Annotated in this window: 20 protein-coding genes; 11 read left to right on the top strand and 9 right to left on the bottom strand. The window is 63.4% G+C overall.

What is annotated here, in order from left to right:
* Positions 1-95: 95 nt before the first annotated feature.
* Complete coding sequence (gene ppgK, locus ABIE52_RS08380; protein ID WP_042449945.1) at positions 96-863, bottom strand: polyphosphate--glucose phosphotransferase; 768 nt, start codon at positions 861-863, stop codon at positions 96-98.
* Between the two features lie 169 nt (positions 864-1,032).
* Between ppgK and ABIE52_RS08375 the strand changes: the two genes are divergently transcribed.
* Entirely contained in the window at positions 1,033-1,911 is an 879-nt protein-coding gene (locus ABIE52_RS08375; protein WP_042449947.1) for an inositol monophosphatase family protein, read from the top strand.
* A 6-nt stretch (positions 1,912-1,917) separates the two neighbouring features.
* Here ABIE52_RS08375 and cei read toward each other — a convergent pair whose 3' ends face one another.
* Complete coding sequence (cei, locus tag ABIE52_RS08370; RefSeq protein WP_003942618.1) at positions 1,918-2,601, bottom strand: envelope integrity protein Cei; 684 nt, start codon at positions 2,599-2,601, stop codon at positions 1,918-1,920.
* 533 nt (positions 2,602-3,134) lie between these two features.
* On the opposite strand from cei, the gene ABIE52_RS08365 reads away from it, so the two are divergent.
* On the top strand, positions 3,135-3,437 hold the full coding sequence (locus ABIE52_RS08365) for a DUF4193 domain-containing protein (protein WP_003942593.1): 303 nt from the start codon (positions 3,135-3,137) through the stop codon (positions 3,435-3,437).
* A gap of 80 nt (positions 3,438-3,517) precedes the next feature.
* On the opposite strand, the gene ABIE52_RS08360 is transcribed toward ABIE52_RS08365, so the two are convergent.
* Positions 3,518-4,015 carry a DUF3093 domain-containing protein gene (locus ABIE52_RS08360; RefSeq protein WP_003942596.1) on the bottom strand — a complete coding sequence of 166 codons (498 nt, stop codon included), beginning with the start codon at positions 4,013-4,015 and terminating at the stop codon, positions 3,518-3,520.
* A 41-nt stretch (positions 4,016-4,056) separates the two neighbouring features.
* Here ABIE52_RS08360 and dut point away from each other — a divergent pair, with 41 nt between their 5' ends.
* On the top strand, positions 4,057-4,551 hold the full coding sequence (gene dut / locus ABIE52_RS08355; RefSeq protein WP_003942635.1) for a dUTP diphosphatase: 495 nt from the start codon (positions 4,057-4,059) through the stop codon (positions 4,549-4,551).
* Positions 4,552-4,554: 3 nt separating this feature from the next.
* Positions 4,555-5,394 carry a DUF3710 domain-containing protein gene (locus ABIE52_RS08350; protein WP_030536885.1) on the top strand — a complete coding sequence of 280 codons (840 nt, stop codon included), beginning with the start codon at positions 4,555-4,557 and terminating at the stop codon, positions 5,392-5,394.
* A gap of 11 nt (positions 5,395-5,405) precedes the next feature.
* On the opposite strand, the gene ABIE52_RS08345 is transcribed toward ABIE52_RS08350, so the two are convergent.
* The gene (locus ABIE52_RS08345; protein ID WP_192712472.1) at positions 5,406-6,131 is read right to left on the bottom strand and encodes an alpha/beta fold hydrolase; all 726 of its coding nucleotides are present in this window, start codon (positions 6,129-6,131) and stop codon (positions 5,406-5,408) included.
* A 138-nt stretch (positions 6,132-6,269) separates the two neighbouring features.
* Between ABIE52_RS08345 and ABIE52_RS08340 the strand changes: the two genes are divergently transcribed.
* Positions 6,270-6,644: an OB-fold nucleic acid binding domain-containing protein gene (locus tag ABIE52_RS08340; RefSeq protein WP_003942613.1), complete on the top strand. Its 375-nt coding sequence runs from the start codon at positions 6,270-6,272 to the stop codon at positions 6,642-6,644.
* A gap of 52 nt (positions 6,645-6,696) precedes the next feature.
* Positions 6,697-7,410 carry a DUF3159 domain-containing protein gene (locus ABIE52_RS08335; RefSeq protein WP_003942611.1) on the top strand — a complete coding sequence of 238 codons (714 nt, stop codon included), beginning with the start codon at positions 6,697-6,699 and terminating at the stop codon, positions 7,408-7,410.
* Here the strand turns inward: ABIE52_RS08335 and ABIE52_RS08330 are convergent.
* From ABIE52_RS08330 to ABIE52_RS08320, 3 genes are all read right to left on the bottom strand, one after another.
* Entirely contained in the window at positions 7,403-7,696 is a 294-nt protein-coding gene (locus ABIE52_RS08330) for a GNAT family N-acetyltransferase (protein WP_192712471.1), read from the bottom strand. The genes ABIE52_RS08335 and ABIE52_RS08330 overlap by 8 nt on opposite strands.
* Before the next feature lie 33 nt (positions 7,697-7,729).
* The gene (locus ABIE52_RS08325; RefSeq protein ID WP_003942632.1) at positions 7,730-8,392 is read right to left on the bottom strand and encodes a potassium channel family protein; all 663 of its coding nucleotides are present in this window, start codon (positions 8,390-8,392) and stop codon (positions 7,730-7,732) included.
* 86 nt (positions 8,393-8,478) lie between these two features.
* On the bottom strand, positions 8,479-9,144 hold the full coding sequence (locus ABIE52_RS08320) for a potassium channel family protein (protein ID WP_003942587.1): 666 nt from the start codon (positions 9,142-9,144) through the stop codon (positions 8,479-8,481).
* Positions 9,145-9,315: 171 nt separating this feature from the next.
* Between ABIE52_RS08320 and ABIE52_RS08315 the strand changes: the two genes are divergently transcribed.
* From ABIE52_RS08315 to ABIE52_RS08300, 4 genes are all read left to right on the top strand, one after another.
* The gene (locus ABIE52_RS08315) at positions 9,316-11,310 is read left to right on the top strand and encodes an APC family permease (RefSeq protein ID WP_007732857.1); all 1,995 of its coding nucleotides are present in this window, start codon (positions 9,316-9,318) and stop codon (positions 11,308-11,310) included.
* 48 nt (positions 11,311-11,358) lie between these two features.
* Complete coding sequence (locus ABIE52_RS08310) at positions 11,359-12,627, top strand: class I SAM-dependent RNA methyltransferase (RefSeq protein WP_192712470.1); 1,269 nt, start codon at positions 11,359-11,361, stop codon at positions 12,625-12,627.
* Between the two features lie 154 nt (positions 12,628-12,781).
* A complete protein-coding gene (locus ABIE52_RS08305; protein WP_003942624.1) occupies positions 12,782-13,270 on the top strand; it encodes a MarR family winged helix-turn-helix transcriptional regulator in 489 nt (162 codons plus the stop codon).
* A 5-nt stretch (positions 13,271-13,275) separates the two neighbouring features.
* Positions 13,276-14,922, top strand: a complete 1,647-nt coding sequence (locus ABIE52_RS08300) for an MDR family MFS transporter (RefSeq protein WP_007732863.1) — start codon at positions 13,276-13,278, stop codon at positions 14,920-14,922.
* Positions 14,923-14,973: 51 nt separating this feature from the next.
* Here the strand turns inward: ABIE52_RS08300 and ABIE52_RS08295 are convergent, their stop codons facing one another.
* Positions 14,974-15,639 carry an SIMPL domain-containing protein gene (locus ABIE52_RS08295; RefSeq protein WP_007732865.1) on the bottom strand — a complete coding sequence of 222 codons (666 nt, stop codon included), beginning with the start codon at positions 15,637-15,639 and terminating at the stop codon, positions 14,974-14,976.
* Positions 15,640-15,648: 9 nt separating this feature from the next.
* The gene (gene glsA, locus ABIE52_RS08290; RefSeq protein ID WP_003942619.1) at positions 15,649-17,475 is read right to left on the bottom strand and encodes a glutaminase A; all 1,827 of its coding nucleotides are present in this window, start codon (positions 17,473-17,475) and stop codon (positions 15,649-15,651) included.
* Between the two features lie 252 nt (positions 17,476-17,727).
* On the opposite strand from glsA, the gene dxs reads away from it, so the two are divergent.
* A complete protein-coding gene (gene dxs, locus ABIE52_RS08285) occupies positions 17,728-19,674 on the top strand; it encodes a 1-deoxy-D-xylulose-5-phosphate synthase (RefSeq protein ID WP_007732868.1) in 1,947 nt (648 codons plus the stop codon).
* Positions 19,675-19,683 lie beyond the last annotated feature (9 nt).

The following is a 19,683-nucleotide window of genomic DNA, read 5'->3' as shown; positions in this document are numbered from 1 at the left end:
CAGCCGGACTTCACCATTGTAACGACTCTCAGGAAACTCTTACGTCACGGCGGGCCGTAACAGGTAGATTTTCCGCTTTTCACGTGCGGGTTTTCTCATCCGGCGACGGAGGCCGGCCTAGTCAGTCCGACCGATGCGAGCGCAGCTCCGGCAATTCCCGCGGTGTTGAGAAGGGTGGCGGGGACGACCTTGGTGCGGTTGGTCAGATGCGGAATCCACTTCTCGTGCTTGCGGCTTATACCGCCTCCGGCGATGAAGAGGTCTGGCCAGAGCAGGTTCTCGAAGGTGGTCAGAACTCGCGAGACCTCGACGGCCCACTCCTTGTAGCTCCAGTCCTTCTTCTCCTTCACCGACGACGCCGCCCGGTGCTCGGCTTCCTTGCCGTCGACCTCGAGGTGACCGAACTCGGTGTTGGGCAACAGAACTCCGTTGTGCAGCACGGCAGATCCGATTCCGGTGCCGAAGGTCAACAAGATCACGACGCCGGAGGTGTCCTTACCCGCTCCGAACGAGTCCTCGGCGATTCCGGCAGCGTCGGCGTCGTTGAGGACGGTGACCTCGCGCCCGCCCAGCGCCTTGCCGAACAGAGCGGCGGCGTCGGTGTCGATCCAGGACTTGTCGATATTCGCGGCGCTTCGCGCGACGCCGCCGGTCACGACAGCGGGCAAGGTGATGCCGACCGGACCGGTCCACTTGGCCTGCTCGACGATCTCGGCGACAGTGCCCGCGATCGCATCGGGTGTGGACGGCTGCGGGGTCAGGATCTTGATGCGGTCACCGATCATTTCCCCGGTGCTCAGGTCGATCGTGCCGCCCTTGACGCCGCTACCGCCGACGTCGATCCCGAAACCTGTGGTTGTCATCGTCCTGCGCTCCTGAGTGTCGAATTCGAGGTCACGATCTACCGTTGCAAACACTAACCCGAACAAGGACCCGGGCGCGTCCTCTCGAACCGCCCGCCTCGAGACGTTCGAGTGGTGCCCCTCGGTAGAGATGTGTTGCGATGGTCCGGTGCGCCCTTCAGAAAGAACGTTGCCCGACTTTTCCGCCGATTCTCTGGACCCCGCACAGTTGCGGGAAGTAGCCGTAGCCGTCGCCGAACGCGCAGCCGAACACGTCCGCTTGCGTCGGCCCGAGGTATTCGGCCTGGTGGGTTCCGGTGCCGCCGAGGGTGGTTCGGTTGCGGCGAAGAGCACGCCCACCGATCCCGTCACGGTGGTCGATACCGAAACCGAACAGGTGATTCGCGACCTTCTGGCGCAATTGCGCCCTGCAGATTCGATCCTGGGTGAGGAAGGTGGCGGAGACACCGACGATTCCGCGGGAGTTCGATGGGTTGTCGATCCCATCGACGGCACGGTGAATTTTCTCTACGGAATCCCCGCGTTCGCCATCTCGGTGGCCGTACAGATCGACGGGTTCTCGGTAGCCGGGGCTGTCGTCGACGTGTCGTTGGAAACCACGTACGCCGCGCATCGGGGCGGCGGTGCAACCATGACCACGGCCGACGGCGTCGTCAGCGACCTGCAAGCCAATGAGGTGACCGAGCTGTCAATGGCGCTGTTGGCCACCGGCTTCGGTTACGGAGCGGATCGCCGGAAGGTGCAGGGCACGTTGATCGGGCAGATCCTGCCGCAGGTCCGCGACATCCGACGCATCGGTTCGGCTGCGTTGGATCTGTGCATGGTTGCCACCGGCCGGGTCGACGCTCACTTCGAACACGGACTGAGTCCGTGGGACTGGGCAGCCGGCTCCTTGATCGCTTCCGAAGCGGGCGCCGTGATCAACGTCCCGGCGCCAAATTCCACGTCGGCCGACGGCGATGTCGTTTACGCGGTCGCTCCGGCGATCGCCGAGCAGTTCGCGCACATGCTCGGAGCTACCGGCGCAGATCAGCCGATTCCGAGCTGAGGCTTGTCAGCAGCGCGCCGTGCGCGCTGCTTTGAGCAGTGCGATGTCCATGGGGGCGACTTCGGCGTTTGCGGGTTGCTCGGCCAGAGCATGCAAGATCGCGGTGGCGTCGGTGTTGGGGGTCAGGGCGCCTTTGTTGTACGTGCCGAGAGCCAGGTCGACGGTGTCGTCGCCGCGGCCGTCCTGGACCAGTTCGGCGCAGGGGGCGACCAGCCAGACGGAACTGGCGGCGGCGAGGCCGTTCGCTCCGAATCGGATCTGACCCTGGCACTCCATGTTCTGGTCGACGTAGACGGGGTCGTTTCCGACCTGGACGTCCGGCGCGCTGGAGAAGCCGAACTCGCTCAGTTGCGCTGCCACCTGGGCCGCCTGGCCGTGTTCACCGTTGGCGTTGAACACACGAACCTTGGTGGCGGCGAGGGGAGCGGGATCCACGTCGAGCAGCTTCGAGCGGTCGACGACGGTTCCCAGCGGTAGTGGCGCCGCTGCCGAAGGATCGGACGAAGGTTGCGGCAGGTTGCAGGCGACGGTGTCACTGACTTCCGCCTCGGCGCTCAGGATGCGGACCCACAAGACACTGCCGATCAATGCGAGTACCGCGAACACGGCGATCACCGGCCACGCGCGCCGACGGCGGAACGGACGTCCCTGGTCATCGGTAGAGCTGCCTTCGGTGATCAGAGAAACCACGGTATCCCTCGACTTTCTTGACGAAACTTCTACTTCGCCATCGGGCCGAGCGGCGCCGGCATGACGTTCGGTGCCTACCTTAGAGGGCCTGTGTGACGAGACAGCCGAAGCGAGGCTCGACGCGTCGAGTCCTTGTCGATTGCGAAACGGCAGTTGGCCGATTACCGGCCTGTTTCTACCCGGATTCGGCCCGAAAACATCGTGGAAAGGTCACAGCTTGCTCTTGCCTTGGTGACAATTCGCAGTCATTTTTCGGAAATTTCCGATTCGGTTACTACTTTCGTGCTCACGTCGGCTACTGTCTGGCGGCCCAGGTCGTTCAACTGGGCATCGGCCGGACGCCGAAATGACAACCAAATGAGGCGCAGATCACGTTCTCGGAAGGAACTTCCGGGCACTAATTCCGGTCCTGCAGCGTTATGCAGCGACAGGGAATGATCTGGATGCCACGGCGGTTTCCATGCGCATCAAGGATCTACCGGATTCTCGGCGCACACGGGACCGGGATACACGAAGAGGATGGGGTAGACGAGATGGCAACTGACTACGACGCACCGAGGCGTACAGAGTCCGACGAGGTTTCGGAGGACTCGCTCGAGGAGCTGAAGGCGCGACGCAACGAAGCGCAGTCAGCCGTCGTCGACATCGACGAGACGGACACCGCGGAGTCCTTCGAGCTGCCGGGTGCCGACCTTTCCGGCGAGGAACTCTCGGTTCGAGTTGTTCCGAAGCAGGCAGACGAGTTCACGTGTTCGAGCTGCTTCCTGGTTCATCACCGCAGCCGCCTGGCCAGTGATGCCAACGGACAGCTCGTATGCATGGACTGCGCTGCCTGATCTCCCTTCCCGGTGGTCGACCCGTCAGCGCGAGGGTCGACCAAGGGTCGGGAAGTACTGCTTTGCTGTGACCGCGCTGGTCAGAGATCCAGCGCAGCCAGCAGATCAGCGGGACGACGTGTGCTCACCAACCAGTACGGCGTGGGATCCTCCGGGTCGTCGAGCACGATCAACACCATTGTCTTGACCCATGGGCGATGCTGGACGAACGCCGACGGATCGAGTTGGCGCCCCATCGCAGCACTCTTCGCGGAAGCCGGCACTGCTGCCGCCCGTGAAATCAATTCGACCGGCAGGTGGGCTCTACCCACGTGCAATTCCTTCACCCCTGCTGTCTCCACCACCTCGACGCGCATCCGGCTGAGCCAGAATGCCGCCCAGATCGGGATCGGGAGTAGTACGACGTACGCCAGGTACGAGAGAAGCCCCGGGCGGCCCATGTGGACCTCGGCCGCGAGGAGTCCGGCTACGGCCAGCCCGGCGATCCACCACCAGATCGGCACCCACAGGCGCTCGGAGTACAGCGTCGTGGACGGGGGCGTTGTGGTGGCGACGTCAGGTCGAGATGTTTCGGGCACCTGTCAAGGATAGTCCGTCGCTACGAGTAGTCTTGGCCCACGTGAGCGACCATCTCTCCATCGCCTTGAAGCGACTGGATCCAGACCTGCCCGTTCCACAGCGTGCGCATCCCGGAGATGCGGGTGTGGATCTGTGCTCCACCAGCGACGTCACCATCGAGCCCGGCCACCGAACACTGGTCGGAACGGGGATCGCGATCGCTTTGCCGGTGGGCACCGTCGGGTTGATCCATCCGCGTTCCGGACTCGCCGCCAAATCGGGACTGTCGATCGTGAATGCGCCCGGAACCGTGGACGCGGGATACCGGGGCGAACTCAAGGTCTGCTTGATCAATCTCGATCCGGCCACAGCCATCGACATCCGCCGCGGTGACCGAATCGCTCAGCTCGTGGTTCAACGAGTCGAACTTCCGGTTTTCGAGGAAGTCGAATCGCTGGACGACACGACCAGAGGAACCGGAGGCTACGGTTCCAGCGGCGGGCACGCGATACTCGATACCGATGCGCCTGGCGCGGTAGTCGGAGAGGGAGTCTGAATCATGTTCGGACGCAAGAAGAAGACAGATGTCGACGAGGAAACCACCAGCTTCTTCGGTGACGAGAACGACGAGTCGGTGGAGATCGACGAGGTCGAAGACGATCTCGAAGTCACCGGCGACGAGTTCGGTGACGAATCGGAAGGCCCTTACGACATCTCGGAGATCGATTCCGACGATCCGACGGCAGGCCGTGACGGTCAGCGTCTTGATCTCGGTTCCGTTCTGGTGCCGATGCCGACCGGCGGGCAGTTGCAGGTCGAGATGGCGCCCAACGGTTCGCCGCAGGCCGTGCACCTGGTCACCGAGCACGGCCGCATCACGGTTGCTGCCTACGCCGCCCCGAAATCGCCCGGTCAGTGGCGTGAGGTCGTTGCCGAGCTCGCGCAGTCGCTTCGCGACGACAATTCCGCGGTGAGCGTCGAGAACGGCCCGTGGGGCCGTGAACTGGCTGCTGTGACGGCCAACATGGACCTGCGGTTCATCGGCGTCGACGGTCCCCGGTGGATGGTGCGCTGCGTGGTCGCGGGTCCGAGTGGATCCACCGCCGCGAACGCTCCTCTGGTGGCAATCGCACGGGACATCTTGCGTGACACCGTCGTCAACCGAGGATCAGAGCCGCATCCGGTGCGGACACCGCTGCCCGTGGTGCTCCCGCAGGTGCTCGCCGAGCAGTTGGCGGCCGCACACGAGCAGCAGTTGGCGGCAGCGCAGCAGCAACAGGTCGCCGCCCAGCCGCAACAGCAGTCAGCACCGCCCGCTCCGCCGGCACCTCCAGCACGGCCGACCCCGCCGCCTCGTAGCGGCGAATCCGGTTCTGCCATGCAGCAATTGGGTCAGTAACAGGATTTTCTTCAGGCGCTCGCGGTGGTATCGGATTCGATCGCCGCGAGCGCTTTGATGCAGGTGGACCCGAGAACCGCGGGGTCGCGCCCGATCATGTCGAGCGTCGTCGTGGCGACTGCGCCGCGGGGGAGTGAAGCCGCCCAGGCCTGCGCCACTGACGCGGGATGAACCGGATCGTCCACCGCCGACGCAATGCCGACCGGAACGCCTACCGCCCGTAGCGCGCTCTCGCCGAGTGAGTGGTACGACGCCGCCTCGTCGAGCGCAGCCGGGAGATCGGGCCACTGAGAGCGCCAGGAGCGCTCGAGTTCGGCTCCGAGCCACGCCGGACTCGACGCGTGCATCGCAGCGATCACCGACTCCAAGCCTTCGGAGCGCAGTTGCCCGGCGGTGAACCGCGCGCTCGCTGCTGCGGGGGCGTCGTCGGCCGAGCCCGTCCAGGCCGGAAGCGCTGCCAACACACTCACGGTTCGATCGGGATTGTCGGCGGCCCACTGGAGTGCAACGGCCGCTCCGATCGAGACCCCTCCGACGATGATTCGGCCGTGCGTGTCCGCGGCTCTGTCCATCGCGTCCAGATAGCCGTCCACGACACGCCGAGGGTCCGGTTCAATTGCGACGATGCGCACACCCAGAGCCTCCAGCGGCGCCCGGAATGCGCGGTCCGCGAAGTGGGCGTCAGAGCCTGTACCTGGGAGAACGACGGCAACGGTCGCCAATTCCGAGTTCTGCATCTCTTGATCTTGCCCGGTGCCCCCGAGACGCGGACTGACCGGTGTGGTTACACGCTCGTAATGGGTCTACAGTGGCGATCACACAGCCCTTCACGTGACGCGAAACCCTTGCGTCACACATGTTCGCAGGAGCGCGCAATGGCACCCGCCGCCGCAGGATATTTTCGTCGACTGACCCAGCGTCTGACCGAGGACGTCGACCAGTTGGACGCCCAGGAGATGGCCGAGTCCAACAAGGCTTCCGGAGGTCAGAAGGCATGCGATTGTCGTCGCGGTGAAGAAGTCACGATGGTGGGCCGACTCCGCAGCGTCGACGCGTGTCCCAAGTCGGGAAATGCCAGCATCGAGGCCGAGTTCTTCGATGGCACCGAGGTGATCAATCTCGTCTGGATCGGGCGTCGCCGGATCCCGGGAATCGAGACCGGTAAGACCCTGCTGATCCGCGGTCGTGTGGGCGAGCGTGACGGTCGCAAGGCGATCTTCAACCCTTACTACGAACTGCGCGGCGAATAGGCGCGTTTCCCGCATTTACCGTGCAACTCGGTGACTGTGGCACCCTCGACAGGTGACTGAAACACAACAGCGATCGGTAATCGACCAACTCGGCGGGCTGAGTGGTCTGATCTATTCGTCTTTGCCGATTCTGATTTTTGTCCCGGTCAACAGCATCTGGAATCTCACCGCGGCAATCTGGGCCGCATTAGGCGTCGCTGTCGCTATCGCGGCCTGGCGCCTCTTCCGTAAGGATTCCCTCCAACCCGCTATTTCCGGTTTTCTCGGAGTCGGAGTTTCCGCATTCATCGCCTACCGCACCGGCGACGCCAAAGGATATTTCCTCTTCGGTATCTACACGAGCCTCGCCTACGGTGCGGTCTTCCTGATTTCCATCCTCGTGCGCTGGCCCCTCGTCGGAATCATCTGGGGTTATCTCAACGGGCACGGCAATCTCTGGCGCAAGCACAGCTCCGCCGTCCGGCTCTACGACGTCGCGACGGCAGCGTGGGCGTTGGTCTTCGGTGCGCGGTATCTCGTTCAGTCACAGCTCTACGACACCGACCACACTGGATGGCTCGCAGTCGCGCGTATCGGCATGGGTTGGCCGTTGACCGGTTTGGTGCTGCTCGTGACGGTCTGGGCTGTGCGTAAGGCCGATCGCATCGTCGAGCCTGAACCGGTTGTGGAGCCCGAAAGCAGCGAGCCCACCGCCACGGACGCAGGGTCCGAAGAGGTGGGCTCGGTGAATCTGACGAAGCCGCGCGAAGACCGCGATCTCAGCTGATCAGGTCCTGGTACTCGGGGTGCTTGTCGAGGAACTTCACGACGTACGGGCACACCGGATGAACCCTGAGGCCGCGTGCTCGTAGGTCGTCCAGAGCCTGGCGGACGAGAACCCCGGCCAATCCGAAACCTTCGAAGGCGGGGTAGATCTCGGTGTGGTTGAACGAGACGACGTCACCGGAGGTGGTGTAGTCCTCGATCCCGGCGAGGTCGCCGTCGGCATGGATCTCGTACCGGCTCTGGGCCGGATTGTCGGTGACTACGGTGTTTTCGGGCGCTTGTGCCATGTGATTCCCTTTCGTCGTCAGTGTGTTCGTCTGTCAATTCTCCAGGCGGAGTGCAACGCGCAACTGATCCTCGGCGTCGACGGCCGCAACGAAGAGCAGTTCGTCCCCGCCTTCGATGGGATCGTCCATCTGCGGGACGATCACGCGTCCGCCACGCAGGATGGTGACCAGTGCGCAGTCTCGCGGAAGTTCGAGTTTCTTGACGGCTTTTCCGGCAAGAGGTGTGTTGTCGGGCAACGTGATCTCGACGAGGTTGGCCTGTCCCTGCCGCAGTGTCATCAGTTTGACCAGGTCACCGACCGAGACGGCCTCTTCGACGAGCGAAGCGAGCATCCGCGGTGTCGAGACGGCGACGTCCACGCCCCAGGACTCGTCGAAGAGCCACTCGTTGCGGGGATCGTTGACGCGGGCGACAACTCGGCGAACACCGAACTCGGTTTTCGCGAGCAGACTGAGGACCAGGTTTGCCTTGTCGTCTCCGGTCGCGGCAATCACGACCTCGTACGACTCCATCGACGCGTCCTCGAGTCTGCTGAGTTCGCAGGCGTCCGCGTGCACCCACTTCGCCTCGGGCACCGACTCCGGTTCGATGTGATCGAGTTTGCGTTCGATCAGCATGACGTCATGTGAGCTTCGAATCAGCTCTCGCGCAATGGAACGGCCTACGGCGCCGGCTCCGGCGATGGCGACCTTCATCGAGAACTTCCAATCACGTTGTAGTGCAACACAGTCGCAGTCTTGTTGTGGGGGGCGGCGTACGGATCAGTCATCTGCGGCCTCCCTCAGTCGTCGCTCGGCGGCGGGTTGCCGGCCAGTGCGACAGCTTCGGCGACGGTTCCCGACACGGCGGCGATGTAGACCTGATCGTCGGCCTGGATGACAGTCTTGCGGTCGGGGAGAATGCCGGTCCCGAAGCGGATGATGAAGGCGACTCTCGAACTGGTCGCGCCCTCGAGGAGCGCGATCGGCTTGCCCGCCCAATCCTCGTGCAGGGCAAGTTCGGTGATGGCGACAGTGCCCGAAGGATCGCGCCACTTCGCAGTCTGACTTTCCTTGGTCAACGTGTGCAGGAAACGATCCGTCGACCACGGCACGGTGGCGACCGTGGGAATGCCGAGTCGCTCGTAAACAGCGGCACGCTTGGCGTCGTAAATACGTGCGACGACGCGTTCGACGCCGAAAGTCTCGCGTGCGACTCGCGCTGCGATGATGTTGGAATTGTCTCCCGAGGACACCGCGGCAAAGGCGTCGGCCCGCTCGATTCCCGCCCGGACCAGCACGTCACGGTCGAACCCCATTCCCAGAACCTTGGTTCCCGGGAAGTCGAGATCGAGACGCAGAAACGCACTCTGATCGCGGTCGATGACGGCGACCTCATGTCCGATCCTGGTCAGAGACGCGGCGAGGGAAGAACCCACTCGACCGCACCCCATGATGACGACATACACGCCCTACTCCGTTCATGGACCCTCATGGCGCGATTGCACGCCGAATCGAACGGTACAGCCCCTCACGGGAAGAGCAAGTACAACGGTCGCTCGCGTGCCGGTTGTCACGACAAAAGGTGAAGTTGGGGCTCTGATGACTCCGAATCGGGCGAGACGGCTTACGCTTTGCACGTGTCTAAGCTCTCGACCGCTACCAAGCGGCTCCTGCTCGGTCGGCCGTTCCGAAGCGACAAACTCGGGCACACGCTGCTACCCAAGCGAATTGCACTACCGGTCTTCGCGTCCGACGCGATGTCGTCCGTCGCGTATGCCCCCGAAGAAATCTTTCTGGTTCTCTCCGTCGCGGGTATTTCCGCGTATGCGTACACACCCTGGATCGGATTGTCCGTCGCCATCGTCATGGCTGTGGTGGTGGCGAGCTACCGCCAGAACGTCCACGCATACCCCTCCGGTGGCGGCGACTACGAGGTCGCGACGGTCAACCTCGGCCCGACCGCCGGTCTGACCGTCGGTAGTGCGCTGATGGTCGACTACGTGCTGACGGTCGCCGTGTCGATCTCGTCGGCGGCGTCGAACATCGGCTCGGCTCTGCCGTTCGTCGCGCAGCACAAGGTGTTGTTCGCGGTTGCGGCGATCGTGTTGCTGACCGCGGTCAACCTTCGCGGTATCCGTGAATCGGGGACCGCGTTCGCAATTCCGACCTACGCATTCATCGTCGGCATGTTCCTGATGCTCGGGTGGGGATTCTTCCGGATCTACGTCCTCGGTGAGGATGTGCACGCGGAATCGTCGTCGTTCACGCTCAACGCCGAGGATTCGCATCTGTACGGAATTGCCTTCGCGTTCCTGATCGCCCGCGCATTCTCCTCGGGCTGTGCCGCACTGACCGGCGTCGAGGCCATCAGCAACGGCGTACCGGCGTTCCAGAAGCCGAAGTCGCGCAACGCTGCCACGACCTTGCTGCTGCTCGGGTCGATCGCCATCGTCCTGCTGATGGGCATCATCATCCTGGCTCAGAAGATCGGCATCGTCTACGCACACAATCCGCAGGAACAGCTGGTCGGAGCGCCGGAGGGCTACCATCAGAAGACCTTGATCGCGCAGATCGCCGAAGCCGTGTTCAGTGGTTTCCCGATCGGTTTCTTCTTCATGGCGATCGTCACGGCACTGATCCTGGTTCTGGCCGCGAACACCGCGTTCAACGGATTTCCGGTACTCGGATCGATCCTGGCGCAGGATCGGTACCTACCGCGTCAGCTGCACACGCGCGGCGACCGACTGGCATTCAGCAACGGAATCCTCTTCCTCTCCGGTGCTGCCATCGCATTCGTCGTGGTGTTCGGCGCCGAGGTCACCAAGCTCATCCAGTTGTACATCGTCGGCGTCTTCGTCTCGTTCGTGCTCAGCCAGACGGGCATGATCAAGCACTGGACTCGGCATCTGAAGTCCGAGACCGACAAGGCGCAACGGGCCCGTATGCAGCGCTCGCGAGTGATCAATTCGATCGGTCTGGCAATGACCGCCACCGTCTTGATCATCGTTCTGATCACCAAGTTCGCTGCCGGCGCATGGATCGCCATCGTCGCGATGGTCGCGATCTTCATCGTGATGAAGATGATCCGCAAGCACTACGACAGCGTCGCAGCCGAGCTCGAGGAGCAGGAGTGGGACGGCGTACTGCCCAGCCGCACGCACTCGATCGTGCTCGTCTCGAAGTTGCACATGCCGACGATGCGAGCTCTCGCCTACGCGCGAGCAACGCGACCGGACACCCTCGAAGCCATCACGGTCAACGTCGACGAGCCCGACACCCGTGCACTCGTGCGTGAGTGGGAGAAGAGCGACGTGACGGTTCCGCTCAAGGTGATCGAGTCGCCGTACCGCGAAATCACCAAGCCGGTTCTCGATTACGTCAAGCGTGTACGACGCGATGCTCCGCGTGACGTCGTCACCGTCTTCATTCCCGAGTACGTCGTCGGACACTGGTGGGAGCAGATCCTGCACAATCAGAGCGCGCTTCGTCTGAAGAGTCGTCTGCTTTTCCAGCCCGGCGTGATGGTGACCAGCGTTCCGTGGCAGCTGAGTTCGTCGGCAAAGGCGAAGCCGCTCGACATCGAGAAGACCGCAGGTGCCACGCGTCGCGGTTACGACACCGGCGAGAAATGATCACCGGCGAAAAATGATCGGCAACATCGAAATGGCAGGCGTAGTTCGTTGAGTGAGAATTGGACCGGACAGACCTTCGAGGTCGATCTGGGCAACCCCGGTCACGGCGGGTTCGTCGTCGCCCGGCACGAGGGGCGGGTCGTGTTCGTCCGTCACGGTTTGCCGGGGGAGCGTGCGCTGGTCCGGGTGACCGAGGACAAGGGCGGATCGTTTTGCCGCGCCGACGCGATCACCGTTCTCGACGCTTCTCCGCATCGGATCGATCCGACATGCCCGATCTCCGGCCCGGGCGGGGCGGGCTGCTGCGACTACTCGCATGCGGATCTGAGCGTCCAACGTGAGATGAAGACCTCGGTCGTGCGGGAGCAGCTTCTGCGACTGGCTCGTGTCGAATCGGACGTCGAGGTAGAGGAACTGCCCGGAACCGGAGGCGGAACGGGTTGGCGCACGCGAGTCCGGTTGGCGGTGGACGGGCACGGTGTCGCCGGATACCACGCGTACCGCAGCAACCGGATCGTCACAGACCTGCGGTGCACCCAGATCGATCAGAGCGCGTACGACGGTCTCGGCGGTGCGCAGTGGGCGCCAGGTAGCGAGCTGCAGGTCGTTCTCGACGCTGCGGGCGAGCGGCACGTCGTGGAAATCGCGGCACCCGCGGTGTCCAAGACGGGACGGCGGACGCCCGGGCGACGCGGCGCGATGGCACGCCGAGCGGCAAGCGGCGGCCCGCGAAAGACCCGAGTTGCCATCGGATCGGACACAGTGACCGAGCGCGTCGGCAGTCGAGAATGGGCGCTGGCCGCGACCGGTTTCTGGCAGGCCCATCGCGGCGCTGCGGCCGCGTACTCACAGGTGGTCGGGGAGTGGGCCGGAGCCGCTACCGCGGACACGGCCTGGGATCTCTACGGCGGTGTCGGCGTGTTCGCAGCTGTGCTCGCCGAGCTTGTCGGGCCGTCCGGCGTGGTGGAGTCCGTCGAATCTTCGGCGCGTGCAGTCGCGGACGGGCAGGCAGCGCTGTCCGATCTCGGTCAGGTGCGCTTCCACAGCGCCCGCGTCGAGAACATCATCGCGGATCTGGAGCGTTCGCCTGCTGTCGTCGTGCTCGACCCGCCACGTGCGGGAGCCGGCCGTCCGGTCGTGGAAGCTCTCGCCGCAACGGGCGCTGAGCGGATAGTCCATATCGGGTGCGACCCGGCGTCGTTCGGTCGCGATATCGGCCTCTACCTGGAGCAGGGCTTCAGAATCGGTGGCCTCCGGGCGTTCGACGCGTTCCCCCAGACTCACCACATGGAGTGCATCGCGCTCCTCGAACGCTGAGACGTCCCGAAATCTTTCCCTGAAACGGTGTGACGCTTCTCGCGTTCACAACAGTTGCTTGCATTACGCAACTAATCGTATAGTTTCGTTCTGCAAGTAGTTTTCCGTTTTCAAGTCACGGCTCGTTCGGGCCACTCGAATTCAGGGGTAGGCAATGTCGGTACAGCCGGAGACGGCCCAAGCGCTCGTCGACACGATCTTCATGTTCGGCAGATCGCTGCGAGCCGCGGTCACCACCGGTGCAGACAGCCTGCTGCCGCCTGCGCTGGTCAGTGTGTTGTTCATGCTGGCAGCGCGTGGGGAGTGCCGACAGAACGAATTGGCCGTCGATCTGTGTGTCAGTCAGTCGTCGCTCAGCCGACAAATGTCGGATCTGGTCGACGCTGGGTATGTCGAGAGAAATCCCGATCCGGCTGACAAGCGGGCGTTCCGCATCCGAGTATCGGAAGAGGGACACGACGTTTTACGGAGAACCACGCAGCGGCGTGCGGCGCGTTTGCGCAACATGCTCGAAGACTGGAGCCAGGAAGAGGCCATGGCCGCAGTGACATCGCTGCAACGTCTCAACGAGACGTTCGGCGCATCGAATCGGCAGGCCTCACCGGCAGTTCCGCACACGGGCGTAGAAAGTATTGGGAGATAAGGCACATGGCAGCAACAGTAGGAGAAACCCGGGCAAGTACCGGAGGTGACGGATCGGCTCGCGAAGCGGGCGCGATGACTCACCGCGAAATTCTCGAAGCACTCACCGGACTCATCGCGGCGCTGTTCACCGCGCTGCTCAGCAGCACCATCGTTTCGACAGCGCTTCCCACGATCATCGGTGAACTGCACGGAACTCAGACGCAGTACGCCTGGATCATCACGACAGCGTTGCTCGCCACCGCGGCGTCGACGCCAATCTGGGGCAAGCTTGCCGACCTTTACAACAAGAAGGTGCTGGTCCAGACCGCGATCGTCATCTTCGTGATCGGCTCGGTCATCGCCGGCGCGGCGCACAACGTTCCGTTGCTGCTCGGTGCGCGTGTCATCCAGGGCATCGGTATGGGCGGTCTGACCGCTCTCGTCGTAGCCATCATCGGCACGATCATCCCGCCGCGAGATCGCGGTCGCTATTCCGGATACATGGGTGCGGCCATGGCCGTCTCGATGTCCGGTGGACCGATCCTCGGCGGCGTCCTCGTGGACACTGCCGGCTGGCGCTGGTGCTTCTACGTATGTGTTCCGCTGGCAGTCATCGCATTGTTCCTGCTTCAGCGCACACTGCACGTCGAGACCGTGAAGAAGGACAACGTCTCCATCGACTGGATGGGCGCCACCTTGCTCACCGCCGGTGTCAGCGTCCTGCTGATCTGGGTGTCGTTTGCCGGTCAGGACGACTACTACGCCTGGTTCTCGAAGGAGTCGGCCTTCTTCGTCATCGGTGGTCTGGCCCTGCTCGGCCTGACGATGTTCGTCGAATCCAAGGTCAAGGATCCGATCCTGCCGATCAAGATCATCACCGAGCGCACCACGGCTCTCGCGATCATCGCCTCGATCGCAGTTGGTGTCGGCCTCTTCGGCGCGACGACGTTCCTGACGCAGTACTTCCAGACCGCACGCGGATTCGATCCCACCGAAGCCGGATTGCTCACCATTCCGATGGTCGCAGGCATGCTCGTCGCCTCGGTCGGCTCGGGCCAGCTGATCACCAAGTTCGGTCAGTGGAAGCCCTTCATCGTCGCCGGCGCAGTTCTGCTGCTGGTCGGTTTCGGGCTGCTGTCGACGATCGACCACGCAACCAGCCTGTGGACAATCGGAATCTTCATCGCCATCGTGGGTCTCGGTACCGGCATGCTGATGCAGAACATCGTTCTCGCCGTGCAGAACACGGTCAGCGTCGAGAACATCGGCGCGGCCAGCAGTATCGTGGCGTTCTTCCGCACCTTCGGCGGCGCGATCGGCGTGTCGGTGCTCGGTTCGATTCTTGCGACCCGCGTCAAGACACTGACAGTCGATTCGGTCTCCACCTTGCCGCCCGAGCAGCAGGCAGTAGCTGGAAAGAGCCTCCAGGACGGCCTCGACCTGAGCAATATGCCTGACTTCGTCTCGCAGATCGTTCGGTTCGCCTACGGCGACGCAACAGGACGGATCTTCCTGGTCGCAGCCGTCGTCGCCGTGGTCACGCTCGTGTCGGTCATCTTCATCCCGAACCGTCCGTTGCGCACCACCATCGACATGGCAACCCCCGACGCCGAGCAGAAGTTCGAAGAAGAACGCGAAGAGAAGAACGAGGAGAAGAACCTCACTCGCTGATCCGCAAGCCCGGCTGGTCTACTGCCGGCCGCGTCTTCTGAATTACTGTTGTCACGCCATAGCCCATCGAACGCGGACCGAGATCGATTCTTCGATCTCTCCGCGTTCGACGGCTATCGGGGCCGAATCCGCTTTCATCGCCGCGACACGTCCGCGCATCGGCACGATCTGGTCGAAGTCCTCGAGCACCTCGAGGACTTCGACCAGATCTTTGTCTGCCAGGTCTGCGAACTGTCTGGCCTTCGATTCGGCTGCCGTCCAGGCCAATTCGCGTGCTCTTGTCGCCAGATCGCTGCGGTCGTCGAGATCGAACTCCAGTCCGTCGAGCCGAATCGCGTCGCCACCCACCGATACACATGCCGCGATGACGGCAGCGGGGGAGTTCGCCGCTTCCGGCTCCAGCTCTCGCAGTACGACTCGGAAAGTTGTCGATGCCGTGAATCCTGTTGTCTCCTGGCGGCCTCCGTCGCTCCAGTGAGTCTGCGGATGGACGCTCAGCCCGGCGGTGGTGAGGTCCGCTCCGCGCACACCGCGCGCGTGCAGGGTCTCGGTCAGGGCAGTGGACAGACGCGCGACGGCGTCGAACGCGTCGGAAACGGCCGTCTGTGTCACCGATACTCCGATCGTCAATCGCACGATGTCGGGAACAGCTGTTGCAGTGGCGGTTCCGGTTACCGTGACAGTGGACGGATCCGAGGTGAAGGCGGTGGTGGGCACGTGTGGTTCCTATCCGATTCGTCCGGCGGATATGACACTCCGCAACATCAGGTCCAATTGCTCGTAGGCGCCCGCAGCCAGTCGTTCGAGAAGCGCAAGTTTCAACTCGGGTGCCTGTGCGGTCAGTTCTGCATATCGCTCCGGAGTCAGCACGGCCACGGTGACCGTGGAATCGGCGCGGATGTCGTTGAGGAACGGAGTGTCGAGGAACATCGTCATCTCGCCGAACGTCATTCCGGCGGAGAGCGTCGTGATGCGGTGCTCGACCCCGTGCGCGTCGGTGAACATGGTGCTGACCTGGCCACTGAGAATCAGGTAGAAGCCAGACGCCGATTCACCTCGGCGGGCGATCTTCTCGCCGCGGGCATAGGTTCGCGTCTCCAACTCTGCCGAAAATCCCTCGATCTGTGCCGCGGACAGAGCATCGAGAACTGGGTGGTCCTCGATCGAGATCGTCGACGCCTGCCGTTCGGCCTCACAATGCACCGCAAGCAGCGTGTCTTCGCACCACTGCATGGCGGAATCGAGATCGGCAAAAACCCGACCACTTCTTCTGGCGGGGTCGATGCTCGAACTTCGTTGTCCCAGCAGTCCTTGCGGATCGACGACGGCCACAGCACAAGCCTGCTCGGCCAGCTGAACCTGCAGCGCAGTGATCATGCGCACCGCGACGTCGCTGGCGTCGTCGACGCGGCGGACGTCGATGACGACAACTTCGAGGCCCTCGTCCACCGAGCCGATTTCGCGGACCGCCGATTCGGCACCGGTGAAGAGGAGATCGCCGTGCAGTTCGTAGACCCGGCTGCGCTTGCCGACGTCGTCGAGCACGGCCTGTTCGGTCGGGGTGCGTCGTACTCGCGACGGTGCTTCGATGACGCTGTATCTGGCCCGGATCGACGAGCGTGACGCCCGCGTCACGTGGAGGAAGTGCAGTTCGAGTTCCTTCGACAGTGCCCGGGCAGAAGCAACTCCGCGAACACTGTTGCCGTGAACGTCGAGCCTGGGGGAGTACACGGCGATGCCGATCTGGCCCGGCAGAACCGCCAGCACTCCGCCGCCGACACCGCTCTTGGCCGGCAATCCGACCTCTACCAGCCACTTGCCGGCGCCGTCGTACATCCCGCAGGTTGCCATGACACTGAGGACCTGTTCGACGCCTGCGGGTGCCAGCGCACGCTCGTGGGTGAGCGGATTGACGCCGTTGTTCGCCATCGTCGCAGCCATCAGACTCAGATCACGGCAGGTCACGTCGATCGAACACTGACGGAAGTACAGGTCGACGGCCTCGTCGGGATTGCCGGTGATGACGTCGAAGGATCGCAGCATGTGGCCGATCGCACGGTTGCGGTGACCGGTGCGGGCCTCGGAGGTGTAGACGGCTTCGTTGAAGGTCAGCTCGCGGCCTGCGTATCGCGAGTACGCCGAGCGGATGCGCTCGAAGCGGGCCTCGGGATTCGGTCCGGCAACCAGTGATGCAGCGGTGATCGCCCCGGCATTGATCATGGGGTTTCGTGGCCGTTCGGTGAGCGGGTCGAGGCTGATTTCGTTGAACGGCTCGCCGGATGGTTCGACGTCGATTTTCGCGGCAACCGCCTCGCTTCCTCGATCGGCGAGAGCCAAGGCGTAGGTGAAGGGCTTCGAGATCGACTGAATGGTGAACGGGATTCGCGAGTCACCGATCTCGTAGACGTAACCGTCTACGGTGGCGATGCAGATTCCGAACGAATCGGGGGCGACCGCCGCGAGTTCGGGAATGTAGTCGGCCAACTCGCCTTCGTCGAGTGATCGGACTTCGTCGAACACTCGCGTTATCAGGTCGTCGACCACAGTTCCCATACGTCGACCTTAAGCTGACATGGCGGTCGTTTTGTGGAAGAAGAGTTGCCGAGTCGATCGCGACGGATCCCATTTGTCTGTGATTGCGATCACGAGCGATCCGCGGGATTTCGCTGTTACGCGAAGTCACACCGGAATCGGGCCGAGTCCGCGTGTCGGTTCGCCGGAACGCTCCGTAGACTGGCAGCACTGTCGCGAAGACAGCCGCGGCGCGCACCGGTGCAGCTGTGAAGCACGGAGGGAGCGATCTCGTTGGGTGTTCTTGCCCGCATTCAGGGTCCTGACGATCTACGTCAGTTGAGCCACGCCGAGATGACGGAGTTGGCCGACGAGATTCGTGAGTTCCTCGTGCTGAAGGTCGCTGCGACCGGTGGTCACCTCGGGCCCAACTTGGGCGTCGTGGAGTTGACCCTCGCACTGCACCGAATTTTCGACTCGCCGCAGGACGCGATCATCTTCGACACGGGCCATCAGGCCTATGTACACAAGATCCTCACCGGTCGTCAGGATCAGTTCGACACTCTGCGTAAGCAGGGTGGACTGTCCGGGTATCCGTGCCGCGCCGAGAGCGAACACGACTGGGTCGAGTCCTCTCACGCTTCCGCCGCGTTGTCCTATGCCGACGGCCTCGCGAAGGCCTTCGCGCTGACGGGTCAGAATCGCCACGTAGTTGCCGTCGTCGGTGACGGCGCGCTGACCGGCGGAATGTGTTGGGAAGCTCTCAACAACATCGCGGCAGGCAAGGACCGTTCGGTGGTGATCGTCGTCAACGACAACGGCCGCTCCTACGCACCGACCATCGGCGGACTCGCCGACCATCTCTCGGCACTGCGAACCGCACCGAGTTACGAGCGCGCCCTCGACAGTGGCCGACGCATGGTCAAGAGACTGCCCTGGGTGGGGCGCACCGCGTACTCCGTCCTGCACGGAATGAAGGCGGGTCTCAAAGACGCGGTCAGCCCTCAGGTCATGTTCACCGATCTCGGTATCAAATACCTCGGACCGGTGGACGGACACGACGAAGCCGCCATGGAATCGGCATTGCGCCGGGCAAAGGCCTACGGTGGACCGGTCATCGTGCATGCCGTCACTCGTAAGGGCAACGGTTACGCACACGCCGAGAACGACGTGGCCGACCAGATGCATGCCACCGGTGTCATCGATCCCGTCACCGGTCGCGGCACCAAGTCGTCCGCGCCGGACTGGACGTCGGTCTTCTCGGCCGCGTTGATCGAGCAGGCTTCGCGTCGTGAGGACATCGTCGCCATCACCGCGGCGATGGCCGGGCCCACCGGCCTCGCGGCATTCGGTGAGAAGTTCCCCGATCGTATTTTCGACGTCGGTATCGCCGAGCAGCACGCGATGACCTCAGCCGCCGGTCTTGCACTGGGCGGACTTCACCCCGTCGTAGCTATCTACTCCACCTTCCTCAACCGGGCTTTCGACCAGTTGTTGATGGACGTCGCTCTGCTCAAGCAACCGGTGACAGTCGTGCTCGACCGCGCCGGGGTCACCGGAGTCGACGGTGCCAGCCATAACGGGGTCTGGGATCTTTCGCTGCTCGGAATCATCCCCGGGATCCGTGTCGCGGCACCGCGTGACGCCGACACACTGCGCGAAGAACTGGACGAGGCACTCCTCGTCGACGACGGCCCAACCGTCGTTCGTTTCCCGAAGGGCGCTGTACCCGAAGCGATTCCGGCCGTGAAGCGACTCGACGGAATGGTCGACGTTCTCAAGTCCAGCGAGGGTGAGCGCGGCGACGTGCTCCTCGTCGCGGTGGGCCCGTTTGCATCCCTGGCACTCGAGATTGCTGAGCGGCTCGACAAGCAGGGCATCTCGGTTGCCGTCGTCGATCCGCGGTGGGTTCTGCCGGTCGCGGATTCGCTGGTGAAGATGGCGGACAAGTACGCCCTCGTGGTCACCATCGAAGACGGCGGTCTGCACGGCGGCATCGGTTCGACGGTCTCGGCCGCGATGCGGGCAGCCGGAGTGCACACGTCGTGCCGCGACATGGGCGTTCCCCAGCAGTTCCTCGATCACGCCAGCCGCGAGGCCATCCACAAGGAACTCGGACTCACGGCTCAGGACCTCTCCCGCAAGATCACCGGCTGGGTGGCGGGGATGGGCAGCGTCGGCGTCCACGTCCAGGAAGACGCGTCCTCGGCTTCGGCTCAGGGCGAAGTCGCGCAAGGCTGACGGCTCGTC

It is taken from the genome of Rhodococcus sp. OAS809, from assembly GCF_040546695.1.
GTDB classification, from domain to species: Bacteria; Actinomycetota; Actinomycetes; order Mycobacteriales; family Mycobacteriaceae; genus Rhodococcus_F; species Rhodococcus_F qingshengii.
This window is presented reverse-complemented; position numbering and strand designations above follow the sequence as displayed.

Excerpts from the sequence above, each read along its gene's own strand:
- ABIE52_RS08345 (WP_192712472.1), bottom strand. The coding sequence starts at position 6,131 with ATGCAGAACTCGGAATTGGCGACCGTTGCCGTCGTTCTCCCAGGTACA.
- glsA (WP_003942619.1), bottom strand. The coding sequence starts at position 17,475 with ATGGGAACTGTGGTCGACGACCTGATAACGCGAGTGTTCGACGAAGTC.
- ppgK (WP_042449945.1), bottom strand. The coding sequence starts at position 863 with ATGACAACCACAGGTTTCGGGATCGACGTCGGCGGTAGCGGCGTCAAG.
- ABIE52_RS08300 (WP_007732863.1), top strand. The coding sequence starts at position 13,276 with ATGGCAGCAACAGTAGGAGAAACCCGGGCAAGTACCGGAGGTGACGGA.
- ABIE52_RS08305 (WP_003942624.1), top strand. The coding sequence starts at position 12,782 with ATGTCGGTACAGCCGGAGACGGCCCAAGCGCTCGTCGACACGATCTTC.
- ABIE52_RS08365 (WP_003942593.1), top strand. The coding sequence starts at position 3,135 with ATGGCAACTGACTACGACGCACCGAGGCGTACAGAGTCCGACGAGGTT.
- ABIE52_RS08330 (WP_192712471.1), bottom strand. The coding sequence starts at position 7,696 with ATGGCACAAGCGCCCGAAAACACCGTAGTCACCGACAATCCGGCCCAG.
- ABIE52_RS08350 (WP_030536885.1), top strand. The coding sequence starts at position 4,555 with ATGTTCGGACGCAAGAAGAAGACAGATGTCGACGAGGAAACCACCAGC.
- ABIE52_RS08340 (WP_003942613.1), top strand. The coding sequence starts at position 6,270 with ATGGCACCCGCCGCCGCAGGATATTTTCGTCGACTGACCCAGCGTCTG.
- ABIE52_RS08325 (WP_003942632.1), bottom strand. The coding sequence starts at position 8,392 with ATGAAGGTCGCCATCGCCGGAGCCGGCGCCGTAGGCCGTTCCATTGCG.